Source organism: Jeongeupia naejangsanensis, assembly GCF_016865585.1.
Classification (GTDB): Bacteria; Pseudomonadota; Gammaproteobacteria; order Burkholderiales; family Chitinibacteraceae; genus Jeongeupia; species Jeongeupia naejangsanensis.
This window is the reverse complement of the sequence record NZ_JAESND010000008.1, coordinates 149415-167959: the sequence shown is the minus strand read 5'-3', so window position 1 is coordinate 167959 and position 18545 is coordinate 149415. Positions and strand designations below refer to the sequence as shown.

General features: G+C 65.1%; 11 protein-coding genes. 4 read left to right on the top strand and 7 right to left on the bottom strand.

Going from position 1 to position 18545, the window contains the following annotated elements; all coding sequences use genetic code 11:
- The first annotated feature begins 107 nt into the window (after positions 1–107).
- The gene (locus JMJ54_RS15145) at positions 108–650 is read left to right on the top strand and encodes a chromate transporter (RefSeq protein WP_203539392.1); all 543 of its coding nucleotides are present in this window, start codon (positions 108–110) and stop codon (positions 648–650) included.
- Positions 647–1168, top strand: coding sequence for a chromate transporter (locus tag JMJ54_RS15140; RefSeq protein WP_203539391.1), 522 nt, complete (start codon positions 647–649; stop codon positions 1166–1168). The genes JMJ54_RS15145 and JMJ54_RS15140 overlap by 4 nt, the downstream gene beginning before the upstream one ends.
- Positions 1169–1245: 77 nt before the next feature.
- On the opposite strand, the gene dtpA is transcribed toward JMJ54_RS15140, so the two are convergent.
- Together dtpA and ftrA are read right to left on the bottom strand one after the other, a co-directional pair.
- Positions 1246–2736 (bottom strand): dipeptide/tripeptide permease DtpA, encoded by a 1491-nt coding sequence (gene dtpA, locus JMJ54_RS15135; protein ID WP_308438016.1) that lies wholly within the window; start codon positions 2734–2736, stop codon positions 1246–1248.
- A gap of 319 nt (positions 2737–3055) precedes the next feature.
- On the bottom strand, positions 3056–4015 hold the full coding sequence (gene ftrA / locus JMJ54_RS15130) for a transcriptional regulator FtrA (RefSeq protein ID WP_203539389.1): 960 nt from the start codon (positions 4013–4015) through the stop codon (positions 3056–3058).
- Between the two features lie 94 nt (positions 4016–4109).
- Between ftrA and JMJ54_RS15125 the strand changes: the two genes are divergently transcribed.
- Together JMJ54_RS15125 and JMJ54_RS15120 are read left to right on the top strand one after the other, a co-directional pair.
- Entirely contained in the window at positions 4110–4547 is a 438-nt protein-coding gene (locus tag JMJ54_RS15125) for a rhodanese-like domain-containing protein (protein WP_203539388.1), read from the top strand.
- Between the two features lie 118 nt (positions 4548–4665).
- The gene (locus JMJ54_RS15120) at positions 4666–5685 is read left to right on the top strand and encodes a tetratricopeptide repeat protein (protein ID WP_203539387.1); all 1020 of its coding nucleotides are present in this window, start codon (positions 4666–4668) and stop codon (positions 5683–5685) included.
- Positions 5686–5712: 27 nt separating this feature from the next.
- Here the strand turns inward: JMJ54_RS15120 and JMJ54_RS15115 are convergent, their stop codons facing one another.
- The 5 genes from JMJ54_RS15115 to gltB (JMJ54_RS15095) all read right to left on the bottom strand — a co-directional run bounded on the left by JMJ54_RS15115 (position 5713) and on the right by gltB (JMJ54_RS15095) (position 18510).
- The gene (locus JMJ54_RS15115) at positions 5713–6156 is read right to left on the bottom strand and encodes a GNAT family N-acetyltransferase (RefSeq protein WP_203539386.1); all 444 of its coding nucleotides are present in this window, start codon (positions 6154–6156) and stop codon (positions 5713–5715) included.
- 69 nt (positions 6157–6225) lie between these two features.
- A complete protein-coding gene (locus JMJ54_RS15110) occupies positions 6226–7641 on the bottom strand; it encodes a glutamate synthase small subunit GltD family protein (RefSeq protein ID WP_203539385.1) in 1416 nt (471 codons plus the stop codon).
- Between the two features lie 59 nt (positions 7642–7700).
- Positions 7701–12149 (bottom strand): glutamate synthase large subunit, encoded by a 4449-nt coding sequence (gltB, locus tag JMJ54_RS15105; protein ID WP_203539384.1) that lies wholly within the window; start codon positions 12147–12149, stop codon positions 7701–7703.
- 250 nt (positions 12150–12399) lie between these two features.
- A complete protein-coding gene (locus JMJ54_RS15100; protein ID WP_203539383.1) occupies positions 12400–13866 on the bottom strand; it encodes a glutamate synthase subunit beta in 1467 nt (488 codons plus the stop codon).
- The gene (gltB, locus tag JMJ54_RS15095; RefSeq protein ID WP_203539409.1) at positions 13867–18510 is read right to left on the bottom strand and encodes a glutamate synthase large subunit; all 4644 of its coding nucleotides are present in this window, start codon (positions 18508–18510) and stop codon (positions 13867–13869) included.
- Positions 18511–18545: the final 35 nt, after the last annotated feature.

Here is an 18545-nt window from a genome sequence, read left to right as displayed (position 1 = left end):
TCGGGTGTCGCGGCAACGCCGCAGCCGTCGGCCCGAAACGGCATTGAAGGCAATCTGAAAGCTGCGTGGCGCTAGCATGGGGGATCGAACTCGTTACGGTTTCAATCATGCCGCCGCTACCGATCACGCCGGCCACCCTATTCCGCACCTTCGCCCGCATGGGGCTGATCGGCTTCGGCGGCGTGTTGCCGTGGGCGCGACGGGTGCTGGTCGACGAGCGCGGCTGGCTCGATGACGCCGAATTCGCCGATCTGCTCAGCACCGGCCAGATCCTGCCCGGGCCGAACATCGTCAATCTGGCGATGATGTTCGGTTACCGCCATGCCGGCCTCAAGGGCGCGCTCGCCGCCTCGTTCGGGCTGATCGGCCCGCCGGGGCTGATCGTGCTGGCGCTGGGTGTCGGCTACCGCTATGTCGCCGACCTGCCGGCCATTCAGGGCGCATTGCACGGCATGACGGCGGTCGCCGCCGGACTGATCATCCTCACCGCCATCAAGCTGGCGCTCGCCCAGCGCGGACTCGGACTCGCCTGGCTGACCGGTGGCGCGGCCTTCGTCGCCGTGGCACTGCTGCGCTGGCCGCTGCTGCCGGTACTGGCGGTGCTGATTCCGCTCTCGCTGCTGATCTGCCTGATCGGAGCCCGCCGATGACGCTGCTGCTCTCGCTCTTCGGCCACTTCGCCCAGCTGTCGCTGATTGCCTTCGGCGGCGCCAGCGCGGTCCTGCCCGACATGCACCGCGTGCTCGTCACCGAGCATCACTGGCTGAGCGAGTCGGCCTTTGCCGCCAGCTACACGATCGCACAGGTCGCCCCGGGCCCCAACCTGCTGTTCGTGCTGCTGTTCGGCCTGCAGATTGCCGGCCTGCCCGGGGCGCTGGTGGCACTGCTGGCGATGTGCCTGCCCTCGTCGCTGATCGCGCTGGCGGTCGAGCATTACGGCCACCGGCATCGTGAACACCGCTGGCACCAGTTGATCCGCCGCGCGCTGGCGCCGCTGACGATCGCGCTGATCCTCGCCACCGGGGTGCTGCTGATCAACGGCAGCCGGCCCGGCATCGTCAGTCTGACCCTCACCGCCGCCACCGTGGTGATCGGGCTGAAAACCCGTTTCAACCCGATCTGGCTGATCGCCGCCGGCGCGCTGCTGGGTGCCTTCGGCTGGCGCTAGCAGCGCTGGGCATACGGGGAGTCTGGATGCAAAAAGGCCCCGCGATACGGGGCCTTTGACTGCGATCGATGCTGCGCTTACGGCCGTTGTGCCGCCAGCTCGCCTTCGGCGACGAAGGCGTCGACTTCCTTGGTCCCGCTGATCATCCGCGCCAGCAACGGTGCGGTGACGATCATCAGCACGGCGATCACGCCGGTGACGATGCCGATCTTCATGAACACGTCGCTGTACACCGCCAGCGAGGCCTGGGCGTTGCTGACGTCGCCGCTGACCGCGGTCAGGCCGGCGACCATGCCGCTGACCGCCGATGCGGCAGCTGTGGTCAGGAACCACGCGCCCATGATGAAGCCCATCAGCCGTTCCGGTACCAGTTGCGCCACCATCGCGAGGCCGAGGCCCGAGATCAGCAGCTCACCGACGCTCTGCAGCGCGTAGCACAGCACCAGCCAGTTGGCCGACACCAGCCCCTGTTCACTGGCGAAGCGCGCACCCAGCGGCAGCACCAGGAAGGCCAGCGAACACAGCACCATGCCGAAGGCGAACTTGTGCGGCATCGGCAGCTTGTCGCCGAGCTTGTTGTACGTCAGCGCCAGAATCGGGCTCGCCACCATGATCCAGAACGGGTTCAGCGCCTGGAACTGCTCCGGCTGCACCGCAAAACCGAGCAGGCTGTGTTCGGTATTGTTGATCGCGAAGAAGTTCAGCGACGTCGGCATCTGGTTGTAGAGCACGAAGAAGATCACCGCTTCGACCATCAGCACGAAGGCGACGATCATCTTGCTGCGGGCCGCGCCTTCGAGCGCGAAGGTTTCCTTGGCAAAGATCGCGACGATACCGATCGAGATCGCGGCCAGACCGTAGTTGGCGACGGTCGGATGCTTGAGCAGCCACGACGCGGCCAGACAGACCGCGACAATGCCGGCGATCACGTAGGCAAGGTATTTGAGGTTCAGCGGCTTGAAGTCGGGTTCCGAGCCGTACTGGGCGACCATCTTCTTGCACAGCAGGAAGTTGGCAATGGTGATCAGCATGCCGACGACCGACAGCGAGAACGCCACGCCCCAGCCGAATTCCTTGGCCAGCCACGGCGTTGCCAGCATCGAGAAGAACGAACCGATGTTGATCGCCATGTAGTACATGGTGAACGCACCGTCGATGCGCGGATCACCCTTTTCGTACAGTTTGGAGAGCAGCGAGCCCGGGTTCGCCTTGAACAGGCCGTTACCGACCGCGACCGTCCCCATGCCGAGGTAGACCCACGAGACCTGATGGTTCGAGAACGCGATCATCGCGTAGCCGACCGCCAGCGTGATCGCGCCGAGGATGATGGTCCGCTTGGTCCCGAGCACCTTGTCGCCGATCCAGCCGCCGACGGCGATCAGGCCGTAGACGAGGGCAACGAAGGACGAGAACAGCGTGAACGAATCGGCCTGATGCAGACCGAGCACCTTGACGAGGTACACCGCCATGATGCCCTGCAGGCCGTAGTAACCGAACCGTTCCCACAGTTCGATCGAGAAAATCAGGTAAAACGCCTTGGGTTGGCTGAGTGATGAATTGCCGGCCACGGTTTGCCTCCAGGTTGATTGGCCCATCCGGTTGGATAACAGCGCGCCGCATCGTTCACGGCGCAATGCCGGGCACTGGGCTGGAGTACAGAAGCGTTGCTGTCGATCTCGTGCTTGATGGGTGTTGATCAAGGGTGCAGGGTTGCGGTGTTGGTCGTCCCCGGTGCCGGCAGCGGACATTGCTTGTGGCAATGCTTGCTGATCGACAACCTTTTTTACCGTCATCCCGTCATCATGTAACCGCAAATAGTTCCGCTACGTCCCTCGCGGTTGCTTGCGCTGGATCAAGTTTGCGGACGGCCCGGCAGCGCAGCCGGCATCAGGCCACGGCGAAGCGGCGCCGGTAGACCGACGGCGCGACGCCAACCACCCGTCGGAAATGCGCCCGCAGGCTTTCGACCGAGCCGAAACCGCTGGCGGCGGCCAGCCTTTCAAGGCCGACATCGCCGGCCTCCAGCAGGCCGCGGGCAATGCCGATGCGTTCGCGCAGCAGCCAGTCATACGGACTGGCACCGGTCGCGTCGCGGAACTGGCGCAGGAAGGTTCGCGGGCTCATCGCCGCGTGGTCGGCCATCTGCGCCAGCGTCAGCGGCTCGACGGCCCGTGCGCGCATCCAGTCCATCGTCAGCGCCAGCCGGTTGTTGTCGAAGCGCGGCACCGGCCGGTCGATGTATTGCTGCTGGCCACCGTCACGGTGCGGCGGGATCACCAGCCGGCGTGCCACGCTGTTGGCGACATCGGCGCCGTAATCGCTGCGGACGATGTGCAGCATCATGTCCAGCCCGGCGGCCGAGCCGGCCGACGTCAGCAACAGGCCTTCGTCGACATAAAGCACGTCCGGCTTGACGTCGATCTGCGGATAGCGGCTCGCCAGCAGCCCGGCGTAGCGCCAGTGCGTCGTGGCCCGACGGCCGTCGAGCAGGCCCGACTCGGCCAGCACGAAGGAGCCCGAACAGATGGTCGCAACCCGGGCGCCACGGGCATGCGCGCGGCGCAACGCATCCAGCAGCGCTGCCGGCGGTGGCGATTCGGCGCCCCGCCAGCCCGGCAGGATGATCAGATCGGCCTCGTCGGCCGCCGCCAGACCGGCATCGACGCCGACCGTAATACCGCCCGCGGCACGCAACGGCCCGGCTTCGATGCCGGCGATGGTCAGCGTATACCACGGCACCGTTAGCTCGGGTCGTACCAAGCCGAAGACCTCGACGGTGCAACCGAACTCGAACGTGCACAGGCCGTCGTAAACCAGCACGACGACGCGAATGGGGCGCGAAGACATGGCGTTATCCTGCCGATGATTGTCAATCCCGCCACTATGGCGCAATCCGTACCGGCTCGACAATGCTCTGCCAACCCGTATGAGGAACACCCCGATGTCCAACGCCGTGACCGCTGTCCCAGCCGCAACCAGCGCGGTTGCACTCGCCCACTTCTCGGCCAGACTGGCGCTCGAAACCGACTGTTCCGACGTGCATGCTGCGATGCAGTCGGGCGCGCCGGGCTTCGTACTGCTCGACGTGCGCGGGCCGACGGCCCATGCCGCCGGGCATGTCCGCGGCGCGGTAAACCTACCGCACCGCGACATCAGCGCCGAACGCATGGCGGCATGGCCGGCAGCGACACTGTTCGTCGTCTACTGCGCCGGCCCGCACTGCAACGGCGCGGACAAGGCCGCCTTGCAACTTGCCCGGCTCGGCCGGCCGGTGAAGCTGATGCTCGGCGGTATCGCCGGCTGGCGCGACGAAGGCTTTGCCCTCGACGATGGCGCCGCCGCAGTGCAGAGCTACGCCTGCGATTGCGCCCTCGTCTAGACGGCTGTTGATGACCGGTCGCCCGCTGGCGGCCGGATGTCGGCACCCTTACTTCAGGGAGGATGAATTGCCCGGCGAGCCGTAGAATACGGTTATCGCCCTCCTTTCCGAAGCACCGGTGACCGCCCTCCAGACCCTCGACGACATCGAGCAGATCGTCTTCAGCGACCCGACCACGGCCAAGCGCCTGTGCAGGCCGCTGCTGGCGCGCGCCCGCGAAGAGCACGATGTCGAAACGCTGGTGCGCGCCGCCACCCTGCTGTCGCTGATCGAGGATCAGCTCGGCGAGCGCAACGAAGGCAGCATCCTGCTCGCCGAAGCGCTGGCCTGCTGCCAGATGTACGGGCTCAGCCACCTCGAGCCGGCGGTGCAGGAACGGCTGGGACGCGACAACTACACCGGTGGCGACTACCGGCTGGCCCTGCTGCACTGGGCGCAATGCGCGCGGCTTTGCGGCAGCGACCCGCGGCATGTCCGTCCGCTGGCGCTCTCGCTGATCGGCCTCGGCCAGGTCTGCAGCGCCTACGGCGCGATCGAGCAGGCGGTCACCTTCCATCAGGCCGCCGACCGCCAGCTCGCCAGCAGCGACGACGTGCACCTGATCGCCAAGGTGCGGATCAGCCTCGGCTGGGACCTTCACGTGCTGGGCCGGGAGGACGAAGCGCGCGCGATCCTCGTCGAGGCGCTGACGCTGTGCCGCAACCGGCAGTTCGAGCACTTCCAGGCCGAGCTGCTGCTGCGGCTGGCCGAAATCGACACCGAACAGGACGACGACGACGCGGCCGAACAGAAACTCGAGGAGGCGCTGTCGCTGCTGGTGTTCACGCCGTCGCACTGGTGCGAAACCCAGGTACTGGGCCTGCTGGCCCGGCTGCGGCACCGGCATGGCCGCCCCGATCTGGCGATCAGCATGATCCAGCGGGCGCTGCATATCGCCGAAGTCGACGGCATGCGTCACGTCGAGGCACGGCTGCTGGCCGACCTGATCGGCTACGCCGATGCGGACGGCAATGCGGCACTGGTCGAAGCGCAGCAGCCACGGCTGACGGCGCTGCGCAACGCACTCGACACCTCGATCGGCAGCGGTGAAGTCCCCGACCTGACCCAGTTGCGCGACCTGCTGGCCAAGTACGCCTGAACGCGGCCCTGCGCCGCGTTCTGCGGATCAGAGCGCCTTGGCCATGAAGCGCAAATCCGGCTTGCCGTGATAGCCGCCCGCCAGATAGAAATCCTCGGCCGGCGTCGAACGGGCCGTGAGCAGCGTGACCGCACCGATGCCCGCAGTGCGCAGATCGTCCTCCAGCGCATCGAGCAGCTGCCGCCCCAACCCCTGCCGCTGGCAATCGGCGTGAATGAAGAACTCGTCGACGAAAAGTTCGTCACCGCCCCACCAGCGCCGCACATGGCCCAGCGCGGCGCCAAGCAGCACGCCATCGCGTTCGATCACCCAACCGTAGCCGGCCGGATGCGCACGCAGGCCGGTCAGGTAAGCCTGCGCGGTCCCTTGCTGCCACTCATCGTGCCAGGGCGCGGCGTTGAAGGTGGCGATAAACGCGCCGACGAGCGACGACACATCGTCGTCCCCCAGCCGCCGGACTCTTGCGTCCATATGACATTCCTTTCACCCATAAAAAATCCCCGTGCCCTGACGGGACGGGGATTGTCCGACCGACGCCTGTTACCAGACGTTCAGGTACTCGAGGATGCCCTCGGCGGCCTGACGGCCTTCGTACACCGCGCGCACCACCAGATCGGCGCCGCGGACCTGGTCGCCGCCGGCGAAGATCTTCGGGTTGCTGGTCTGGTGCTTGAACTGCTGCTTCAGCGGTGCAACGGTGCGGCTCCAGTCATCCACCTTGATGCCCTGCGCGTCGAACCAGCTGGCCGCTTCGGCCTGGAAGCCGAACGCCACGATGACGTGATCGCAGTCGAGCACGCGCTCGGAACCGGCGACGACTTCGGGCTTGCGACGGCCCTTCTCGTCCGGTGCACCGAGTGCGGTCGTCACGAGCTTGAGGCCCAGGCTGCCGTCGGCGTTCTGCTGGATGCCGACCGGCTGGCTGTTCCACTGGAACTCGACGCCCTCTTCCTTCGCATTGGCGACTTCGCGCTTCGAACCCGGCATGTTGGCTTCGTCACGACGGTAGGCACAGATCACCGACTCGGCGCCCTGGCGGATGCTGGTACGGTTGCAGTCCATCGCGGTATCGCCACCGCCGAGCACGACGACGCGCTTGCCGGCCATCGACTGGTAGGCCTCGCCTTCCGGCAGGGTGCCCATGCTGTTGCGCACATTGTTGATCAGGAACGGCAGCGCTTCGAGCACGCCCGGCAGCGCTTCGCCGTCGAAACCGCCCTTCATGTACTTGTACGCGCCCATACCCATGAACACCGCGTCGTAGTCGCGCAGCAGTTCTTCGATGCTCACGTCACGGCCGATTTCGGTGTTCAGACGGAACTCGACGCCCATGCCTTCCATGATTTCGCGGCGGGTGGCGACGACGTTCTTCTCGAGCTTGAACTCGGGAATGCCGAAGGTCAGCAGGCCGCCGATTTCCTCGTAGCGGTCGAACACCACCGGCTTGACGCCGTTGCGCACCAGAATGTCGGCACAGCCGAGGCCGGCCGGACCGGCTCCGATGACGGCAACCTTCTTGTCGGTCCAGACCCGGCCCGACATGTCGGGGCGCCAGCCGGCCTTGTAGGCCTCGTCGGTGATGTACTTCTCGACCGAACCGATCGACACCGCGCCGAAACCGCCCTGGTTCAGCGTGCACGCGCCTTCGCACAGGCGGTCCTGCGGGCAGACACGGCCGCAGATTTCCGGCAGCGAGTTGGTCTTGTGCGAGAGTTCGGCCGCTTCGAACAGCTTGCCCTCGTTGACCAGCTTGAGCCAGTCGGGGATGTAGTTGTGGACCGGGCACTCCCACTCGCAATACGGGTTGCCGCAGGACAGGCAGCGGCCGGCCTGCTCGGCCGCATCGCCCTGGTTCAGCGCCTGGTAGATTTCCTTGAACACGATCTTGCGCTTGTCGGCGGGGACTTTCTCGCCGGGGTTGCGCGCCACGTTCATGAACTGGAATACGTCGGACATTGTGGATTTCCTAATGCATCACATGCATCGCCGGGCGGGCACCGCCCGCCCCGGCTCTATCAGTCTTTCAGCAGATCGTCGAGCTTGGCGACCTTCGGCTTGACCAGCCAGAAGTAGTCGGTCGCTTCGTCGAAGTTCGCCAGCAGCTCGGCCGCCTTGCTCGATCCGGTCAGCGCGACGTGCTGGTTCAGCTTCTCGCGCAGGAACGCACGGACCGCGCCGTAGGCTTCGCCGTTGATCAGGTTGATGTCGATCAGCTCGTTGTTGTAGCGGTAGGCGAACTTCTCGCCGCGGTCGTAAACGAGCGCGAAGCCGCCGGTCATGCCGGCGCCGAAGTTGTAGCCGGTCTCGCCGAGCACGATCACCGCGCCGCCGGTCATGTATTCGCAGCCGTGGTCGCCCACGCCTTCGACAACCGCCGTCGCACCCGAGTTGCGCACGGCAAACCGCTCGCCGCCACGGCCTGCAGCGAAGAATTCGCCGCCGGTCGCGCCATAGAGGCAGGTGTTGCCGACGATCACGCCTTCGTCCGACTTGAACCCGCTGCCCTTCGGCGGGTAGACGACCAGCTTGCCGCCCGACATGCCCTTGCCGGTGTAGTCGTTGGCATCGCCTTCGACTTCGATCGTCAGGCCCTTGGCGTTCCAGACGCCCAGACTCTGGCCGGCCGAGCCGTTGAGCTTGATGTGCAGGCAGTCGTCCGGCAGGCCGTCGGCGCCGTGCGCCTTGGCGATTTCACCGGACAGCCGCGCACCGATCGAGCGGTTGATGTTGCGTACCGCGTATTCGAAGCGCTGCGGCGCCTTCGCCTTGATGCCGGCGAGGGCGTCCTTGACCATTTCCTCGGCCAGCTCGCCCTTGTCGAACGACGGGTTGCTGTCCTCGACGCAGAAGCGCGGCTCGGTCGCCGGGATGCTGCCCTGGCTCAGCAGCACGCCCAGATCGAGCTTCTGCTGGCGGGCGGTGCTGCCTGCGGCGACGTCGAGCAGGTCGGTGCGGCCGATCAGCTCTTCCATCGTCCGGATGCCGAGCTTGGCCATCCACTCGCGCGTTTCCATCGCGATGAAGGTGAAGTAGTTGACGACCATGTCCGGCAGGCCGGTGAAGTACTTCGAACGCAGTTTGATTTCCTGCGTCGCGACACCGGTCGCACAGTTGTTCAGGTGACAGATCCGCAGGTATTTGCAGCCGAGCGCGACCATCGGACCGGTGCCGAAGCCGAAGCTTTCGGCGCCCATCATCGCGGCCTTGATCACGTCGAGGCCGGTCTTCAGTCCGCCGTCGGCCTGGACACGGACGCGGCCGCGCAGACCGTTGGCACGCAGCACCTGCTGCGCTTCGGTCAGACCGAGTTCGAACGGTGAACCGGCGTACTTGACCGACGCCAGCGGCGACGCACCGGTACCACCGTCGTAACCCGAGATCGTGATCAGGTCGGCGTAGGCCTTGGCCACACCGGCGGCAATCGTGCCGACGCCCGGTTCGGCAACCAGCTTCACCGACACCAGTGCATCCGGATTGACCTGCTTCAGGTCGAAAATCAGCTGCGACAGGTCTTCGATCGAGTAGATGTCGTGGTGCGGCGGTGGCGAAATCAGGCTGATGCCCGGCTTCGAACAGCGCAACTTGGCGATCAGCGGGCTGACCTTGTCGCCCGGCAACTGGCCGCCTTCACCCGGCTTGGCCCCCTGGGCGACCTTGATCTGCAGCACTTCGGCGTTGACCAGATAGTGCGGCGTGACGCCGAAACGGCCCGACGCGACCTGCTTGATCTTGGACATCTTCATCGTGCCGTAGCGCGATGCATCCTCGCCGCCTTCGCCCGAGTTCGAGCGGCCGCCGAGGCGGTTCATGCCTTCGGCCAGCGCTTCGTGCGCCTCCGGCGACAGCGCGCCGAGCGACATGCCGGCCGAGTCGAAACGCTTGAGGATGGCCTCGACCGATTCGACTTCGTCGATCGCGATGGCCTGGGCGTTGTCGAGTTTCAGCGACATCAGGTCGCGCAGCATCGCCACCGGGCGGTTGTTCACCAGCTCGGCGTACTTGGTGTATTCCTTGTACTCGCCGCCCTGCACCGCCTTCTGCAGCTGCATCACCACGTCCGGGTTGTAGGCGTGGTATTCCTCGCCGAACACGTACTTGAGCAGGCCGCCCTGCTGCAGCGGGCGCATCGGGTTGAACGCGAGCTTGTTGAGCTTGGCCTGATCGGCTTCGAAGTCGCCGAAGTCGGCACCGCCAATCCGCGACACCGTGCCCTTGAGGCACAGGCTGACGACTTCCTCGCCGATGCCGACGCCTTCGAACAGCTGCGAGCCGCGGTACGACGCGATCGTCGAGATCCCCATCTTGGAGAGGATCTTCATCAGGCCCTTGTTAATGCCCTTGCGGAAGTTGTTCGTCGCCTTGGCGAGCGGGCCGTCGACCTGGCCGAGTTCGACCAGTTCGATGATGGTCTGGTACGCGAGGTACGGGAACACCGCGGTCGCGCCGTAGCCGATCAGGCAGGCGAAGTGGTGCGGATCGCGCGCGGTGGCGGTCTCGACGATGATGTTGGTCTTGCAGCGCAGGCCGGCTTCGACCAGCGCATGGTTGACCGCGCCGGTGGCGAACAGTGCCGGAATCGGCAGCCGGCCCTTGGCGATGTGCTTGTCGCTCAGCACGACGATGACGGTACCGTCTTCACGCACCGACTTCAGCACCGCAGCCTGCAGCGCTTCGATCGCGGCCTTCAGCGTCGTTTCACCGGCAACGAAGCTGGTGTCGAACGTGACCGACTTGTAGAACGGATCGGTCTGGCTGGTCAGCGTGTCGAACTTGTCGGAGGACAGCACCGGCGAGCGCACTTCGAGGCGACGCGCGTTGTCTTCGGCTTCGACAAACAGGTTGCGCTCGGGGCCGAACACGGTGTTCAGCGACATCACGATCGCTTCGCGGATCGGGTCGATCGGCGGGTTCGTCACCTGCGCGAACTGCTGGCGCAGGTAGTCGAACGGCGAGCGGACCTTTTCCGACAGCACGGCCATCGGCGTATCGTCGCCCATCGAGCCGATCGCTTCGGCGCCGTCGCTGGCGAGCACGCGCACGATGGCATCACGCTCTTCGAACGTCAGCTGGAACTGCTTCTGGTACGACAGGCGCGTTGCGGCGTCCATTGCCGGCAGCACACCCTTGTCGTCGGCGATTTCGAGCTGCTGCGCGTGGTTCTTGATCCACTCGCGGTAGGGCTTGGCCGACTTCAGGCGATTGTCGATGGTTTCGGTATCGAGGAAATCACCGGTCTCGAGGTCGACGGCGACGATCTGGCCCGGCTTGACCCGGCCCTTCTTCACCACGTCTTCCGGCTTGTAGTTCCAGACGCCGATTTCCGACGCGATGGTCAGGTGGCGGTCCTTGGTGATCACATAGCGGGCCGGGCGCAGGCCGTTGCGGTCGAGCGCGCAACCGGCGTAGCGGCCGTCGGTCCAGACCAGGCCGGCCGGGCCGTCCCACGGCTCCATGTGCATCGAGTTGTATTCGTAGAACGCACGCAGGTCGCGGTCGTTCGAGTCGACGTTCTGCCATGCCGGCGGCACCAGCATCCGGAAGGCGCGGAAGATGTCCACGCCACCCATCATCAGGCCTTCGAGCATGTTGTCGAGGCTCATCGAGTCCGAACCGTTGGTCTGGACGATCGGGCGCACCGAGTCCATGTCCAGGTGTTCGGAGTCCATGATCGCTTCGCGCGCCTTGGCCCACAGCCGGTTGCCGGCGACGGTGTTGATTTCGCCGTTGTGCGCGAGGAAGCGGAACGGCTGCGCCAGCTTCCACTGCGGCCAGGTGTTGGTCGAGAAGCGCTGGTGATAAACGGCCAGCGACGATTCGAAGCGCTCGTCCTTCAGGTCGAGGTAGAACACCGGCAGGTTGTCCGGCGTCACCAGACCCTTGTACGACAGCACGTGCGGGTTCAGCGTCGGGATGTAGAACGAGGCATCGGCCGCGTTGGCCTTCTCGGCCAGACGGCGTGCCTGGTAGAGCTTGCGTTCGAACAGCTTGCCGGCCATGTCGGCAGGCGCATTGACGAAGACTTGTTTGATCGCCGGCAAAGTACGCAGTGCGTATTCGCCGCATGCTTCGAGATTGACCGGCACGTCGCGGAAACCGGCGACGATCAGGCCTTGCGACTCGAGCGCGTTGCGCAGATTCGACAGCGACGCATCGCCGAGCGCAGCATCATTGGCGTGAAACACGATACCGGCAGCATACTGCTCGCCAAGGGTCAGGCCGATTTCAGCGGCGACTGTGCGCAGGAAACCGTCCGGCTTGCGGAACAGCAGGCCGCAGCCGTCACCGGACTTGCCGTCGGCCGCGACGGCGCCACGGTGGGTCAGACAGGCCAGCGAGGAAATCGCGGTCTGTACCAGCCAGTGGCTGGGTTTATCGTCCATCTGGGCGATCAGACCAAAACCGCAACTATCCTGCTCGAATCGAGGATGGTAGAGGGTACCCCCCAACCAGCTTTGTCTATCCATGACACTACCCTTGAGTAAGCCGCACAACACAAGCGAAAAGGCGTCAATTTTAATCAGGGATTAGGGTTAACCACAACCTGAGCGAATAGACGGCGCGATTTGCTGCGCAGTTCTGTGCATTTCTTTCGGTAATTCTCCCTTGCAATGCAAATTAATTACTAATTACGTAATTTAATTTGCAGGCTGCATATAGCTGCCGAAATAAAAAACCCGCCGAAGCGGGTTTTTTACTGGATGCCGGCCGGGAACCTCAGCGCGGCAGCAGGGATGATCCCATCAGGAAGGCATCGACTTCGCGTGCTGCCTGACGGCCTTCACGGATTGCCCACACCACCAGTGACTGGCCACGGCGGACGTCGCCGGCGGCAAAGACCTTGGCGACATTGGTCGCATAGCAGCCTTCGTCGTCGGTCGTCGCCTTCGCATTGCCGCGGCTGTCACGCTCGACGCCGAAGCCTTCGAGGATGTTCGCGACCGGATTGGTGAAGCCCATGGCCAGGAAGACGAGATCGGCCTTGATTTCGAACTCGCTGCCGGCAATTTCGACCAGCTTGCCGTCCTGCATTTGCACACGCACCGCCTTGATCGCGGTGAGCTTGCCGTTTTCGCCGACGAATTCCTTGGTCATCACGGCGAAATCGCGTTCCACGCCTTCTTCGTGGCTCGACGAGGTACGCAGCTTCAACGGCCAGTACGGCCACACCAGTGCCTTGTTTTCCTGCTCCGGCGGCATCGGCATCACTTCGAGCTGTGTTACCGCAACCGCGCCGTGACGGTTCGAGGTGCCGACGCAGTCCGAACCGGTATCGCCACCGCCGATGACGACGACGTGCTTGCCGGTCGCCGAAATCGGGTTGGCGCCGTCACCGGCAACGGTCTTGTTCTGCGGAATCAGGAATTCGAGCGCGTAATGCACGCCGGCCAGTTCACGCCCCGGCACCGGCAGATCGCGCGGCACTTCAGCGCCGCCGGCGAGGATCACCGCGTCGAATTCGGCCTTGAGCTGGTCCGGCGTGACGACGGTCTTCGCATCGTTGACGATGCCGGCCGGCAGCTTGCCGTCGGTCGAGACGATGGTCGACGTGCGGAACGTCACGCCTTCGGCTTCGAGCTGGCCCATCCGGCGGTCGATCACGCTCTTGTCGAGCTTGAAGTCCGGAATGCCGTAACGCAGCAGGCCACCGACGCGATCGTTCTTCTCGAACACCGTCACGGCGTGACCGGCGCGCGCCAGTTGCTGCGCAGCGGCCAGACCGGCCGGGCCCGAGCCGACCACTGCGACGGTCTTGCCGGTCTTCACCGCGGCGATCTGCGGCTTGATCCAGTCGTTTTCCCAGCCCTTGTCGACGATGTAGCGCTCGATCGACTTGATGCCGACCGGGTCGGCGTTGATGCCGAGCGTACAGGCCGCTTCGCACGGTGCCGGGCAGATGCGGCCGGTGAACTCGGGGAAGTTGTTGGTCGAGTGCAGCACCGCCAGCGCATCCTGCCAGTTGCCGCGGAACACGAGGTCATTCCAGTCCGGAATGATGTTGTTGACCGGGCAGCCGTTGTTGCAGAACGGAATGCCGCAGTCCATGCAGCGCGCACCCTGCGTCTTCGCCGCGTCGTCGACCAAACGGGCGACGAACTCGCGGTAGTGGGTGACGCGCTCGGCGACCGGCGCATAGCTTTCCGAGACGCGCTCGAATTCGAGAAACCCTGTGGGCTTGCCCATTTATGCAATCTCCTTCTGCTGCTCAGCCTTCGCGGCGGCCAGTTCCTTGAGCGCGCGGCGGTATTCGTTCGGATAGACCTTGATGAAACGGGCGCGGCTCGCGTCCCAGTCGGCCAGAATGGCCTTGGCACGGTTGCTGCCGGTCAGCGCGGCGTGGCGTTCGACCAGCGACTTGAGCTGGGTTTCGTCAGCCAGATCGCGATGATGCGGCTCGTCCGCCGATTGCTCGCCGGCCGGCAGGACGGCTTCGAGCGCGACCTGCGCCATATTGCAGCGATCGGCAAACGCGCCGTCCTCGTCGAAGACGTAGGCGATGCCGCCCGACATGCCGGCGGCAAAGTTGCGGCCGGTGTTGCCGAGCACGACGACGGTGCCGCCGGTCATGTATTCGCAACCGTGGTCGCCGACACCTTCGACAACGGCGGTCGCACCCGAGTTGCGCACGGCGAAGCGCTCACCGCCGACACCGGCAAGGAAGGCCTCGCCATCGGTCGCGCCGTACAGCACGGTGTTGCCGACGATGATGTTGGCCGCGGTGTCGCAAACGAAACCGGCCGACGGGCGCACGATGATGCGGCCGCCCGACAAACCCTTGCCGACGTAGTCGTTGCCTTCGCCGACGAGCTCGAAGGTGATGCCCTTGGCGAGGAAGGCCGCGAAGCTCTGGCCGGCCGTGCCGTTCAGACGCACATGGATGGTGTCGTCCGGCAGCCCGGCATTGCCGTAGCGGCGTGCGACCTCGCCCGACAGCATCGCGCCGACGGTACGGTTGACGTTGATGATGGCCGTTTCGATCGCCACCTTGGCACCGGTTTCGAGTGCGTTTTGGGCCTTGGCGACCAGCACGTTGTCGAGCGACTTCTCGAGGCCGTGGTCCTGCACGTCGACGTGCAGGCGCGGCTCGGCAGCGTCGACCGCCGGCAGGTGGAACACCTTGCTGAAGTCCAGACCCTGCGCCTTCCAGTGTTCGATGCCGGCGCGCTTGTCCAGCAGGTCGGCGCGGCCGATCAGCTCGTCGAACTTGCGCACGCCGAGGCTGGCCATCAGTTCGCGGACTTCCTCGGCAACGAAGAAGAAGTAGTTGACCACGTGTTCCGGCTGGCCGGTAAAGCGCTGGCGCAGCACCGGGTCCTGCGTCGCAACGCCGACCGGGCAGGTGTTCAGGTGGCACTTGCGCATCATGATGCAGCCTTCGACGACCAGCGGCGCGGTCGCGAAACCGAACTCGTCGGCACCGAGCAGCGCGCCGATGACGACGTCGCGGCCGGTCTTCATCTGGCCGTCGACCTGGACGCGGACGCGACCGCGCAGACGGTTCAGCACCAGCGTCTGCTGGGTTTCGGCAAGGCCGAGTTCCCATGACGAGCCGGCATGCTTGATCGACGACTGCGGGCTGGCGCCGGTGCCGCCGTCATGGCCGGCGATCACCAGATGGTCGGCCTTGGCCTTGGTCACGCCGGCGGCAACGGTACCGACGCCGACTTCCGAGACGAGCTTGACCGAGATCGATGCCTGCGCGTTGACGTTCTTCAGGTCGTGGATCAGCTGGGCCAGGTCCTCGATCGAGTAGATGTCGTGGTGCGGCGGCGGCGAGATCAGCCCGACGCCCGGCACCGAGTGGCGCAGGAAGCCGATGTATTCGGAGACCTTGTGGCCCGGCAACTGGCCGCCTTCGCCCGGCTTGGCACCCTGCGCCATCTTGATCTGGATCTGGTCGGCGTTGACGAGGTATTCGGCGGTGACACCGAAACGGCCCGACGCGACCTGCTTGATCGCCGAACGCAGGCTGTCGCCTTCCTTGAACGTGTAGTCGCGTTCGATCCGGCTCTTGCCGATCACTTCGGACAGCGTCTGGCCGGCCTTGAGCGGGATGAAGCGCTTGGCGTCTTCGCCGCCTTCGCCGGTGTTGGACTTGCCGCCGATGCGGTTCATCGCCAGCGCCAGCGTGCTGTGCGCTTCGGTCGAGATCGAACCGAGGCTCATCGCGCCGGTGGCGAAACGCTTGACGATGTCCTTGGCCGACTCGACTTCGTCGAGCGGCACCGGCGCACCGACCGGCTTGATCTCGAACAGGCCGCGCAGCGTCAGGTGACGCTTGGTCTGGTCGTTGATCAGCGCTGCGTATTCCTTGTAGGTCGAATACTGGCCCGAGCGCGTCGCGTGCTGCAGCTTGGCGATCGAGTCCGGCGTCCACAGGTGGTCTTCGCCACGGATGCGGAACGCGTAATCGCCACCGGCGTCGAGTGCGTCGGCGAGTACCGGGTCCTGCGAGAACGCTGCGGTGTGCAGCTTCAGCGCTTCCTCGGCGACCTCGAACAGGCCGATGCCCTCGACGTTCGAGCTGGTACCGGTGAAGTACTTGTCGACCAGCGCCTTCTGCAGGCCGACGGCTTCGAAGATCTGCGCGCCGGTGTACGACATGTAGGTCGAGATGCCCATCTTGGACATCACCTTCATCAGGCCCTTGCCGACCGCCTTGATGAAGTGCTTCTGGTACTTGGCCGCGAGCTCAAGATCACCGTTGGCGAAATCGGCCAGCGTGGCCATCGCCAGATACGGGTGGACCGCTTCGGCACCGAAGCCGCCGAGCAGCGCGAAGTGATGCGTTTCGCGCGCCGAGCCGGTTTCGACAACGAGACCGGTGCTGGTGCGCAGCCCCTGCTTCACCAGATGCTGGTGCACCGCCGACGTCGCCAGCAGCGCCGGAATCGCGACATTGGCGCCATCGAGCTTGCGGTCGGACACGATCAGGATGTTGGCACCGCCCTTGACCGCGTCCTCGGCTTCGGCCGCGAGCGACGCAAGGCGTGCCTCGATGCCGGCCTTGCCCCATGCCGCCGGGTAACAGATGTTCAGCTCGTGCGAGCGGAACTTGCCGCCGGTGTATCGCTCGATGTGGCGGATCTTCTCGATGTCGCCGGCCGACAGCACCGGCTGCGACACTTCGAGGCGGATCGGCGGATTGATGTCGGCCGGGTTCAGCAGGTTCGGCTTCGGGCCGATGAACGACACCAGCGACATCACCAGATCCTCGCGGATCGGGTCGATCGGCGGGTTGGTCACCTGGGCGAACAGCTGGCGGAAATAGTTGTATAGCGGCTTGGCCTTGCCCGAGAGCACGGTCAGCGCCGAGTCGTTGCCCATCGAGCCGGTTGCTTCCTCGCCGTTCTCGGCCATCGGCTTCAGGATGACCTTGATGTCTTCCTGCGTGTAGCCGAAGGCCTGCTGGCAATCGAGCAGGCTGCTACAGGGCGACTTCGGCACTTCGGTCGCGTCCTGCACTTCGTCGAGCTTGATGCGGATCTTGTCGACCCACTCGCGGTACGGCTTGGCGTTGGCAAGGCCGTCCTTGATTTCCTTGTCGTCGATGATGCGGCCCTGTTCCATGTCGATCAGGAACATCTTGCCCGGCTGCAAACGCCACTTCTGTGCGATGCGCTCGTCGGCGATCGGCAGCACGCCCGATTCGGACGCCATGACGACGAGGTCGTCCTTGGTCACGAGGTAACGCGCCGGACGCAGGCCGTTGCGGTCCAGCGTTGCGCCGATCTGGCGGCCGTCGGTGAACGCCACGGCGGCCGGGCCGTCCCACGGCTCCATCATCGCGGCGTGGTATTCGTAGAAACCGCGGCGGTTTTCTCCCATCAGCGTGTGCTTTTCCCACGCTTCCGGAATCATCATCATCACGGCCTGCGCGAGCGAGTAACCGCCCATCACCAGCAGCTCGAGTGCGTTGTCGAACGACGCCGAGTCGGACTGGCCCGGATAGATCAGCGGCCAGACCTTGTTCAGGCTGTCGCCGAGCACCGGCGAGCTGATCGCGCCTTCGCGCGCGCGGATCCAGTTGACGTTGCCGCGCACGGTGTTGATTTCGCCGTTGTGTGCGATCATCCGGAACGGATGCGCCAGATCCCAGGTCGGGAAGGTGTTGGTCGAGAAACGCTGGTGGACCAGCGCCAGCGCCGAGACGCAACGCGCGTCGGCGAGGTCGTGGTAGTAGACGCCGACCTGGTCGGCCAGCAGCAGGCCCTTGTAGTTGACCGTGCGCGCCGAGAACGACGGCACGTAGAACTCGTGGCCGTGGGTCAGCTTCAGGCGGCGGATCGCGTGGCTGGCGTCCTTGCGGATCACGTAGAGCTTGCGTTCGAGCGCGTCGGTGACGAGCACGTCCGGACCGCGGCCGATGAAGATCTGCCGGATCACCGGCTCCTTGGCCTTGACCGCCGGCGACATCGGCATCGTTGCGTTGACCGGCACGTCGCGCCAGCCGAGGACGACCTGGCCTTCGGCGCGCGTGGCGCGTTCGATTTCTTCCTGACAGGCTGCGCGCGACGCGGCTTCCTGCGGCAGGAACACCATGCCGACGCCATATTCGCCGACCGGCGGCAGTGCCACGCCCTGCTTGACCATTTCCTCGCGGAACAGCGCGTCCGGAATCTGGATCAGGATGCCCGCACCGTCGCCGGCGAGTGCATCGGCACCGACGGCACCGCGATGGTCGAGGTTCTTCAGGATCAGCAGACCCTGCTCGACGATCGAATGGCTCTTCTGTCCCTTCACATGGGCAATAAAGCCGACGCCACAGGCGTCGTGTTCATTGGCAGGGTCGTACAAGCCCTGCTGCTCTGGCTTTGCCGGGTCCATCACGCTCGTTTCCTTTCCAGCGCACGCTGGCCTGA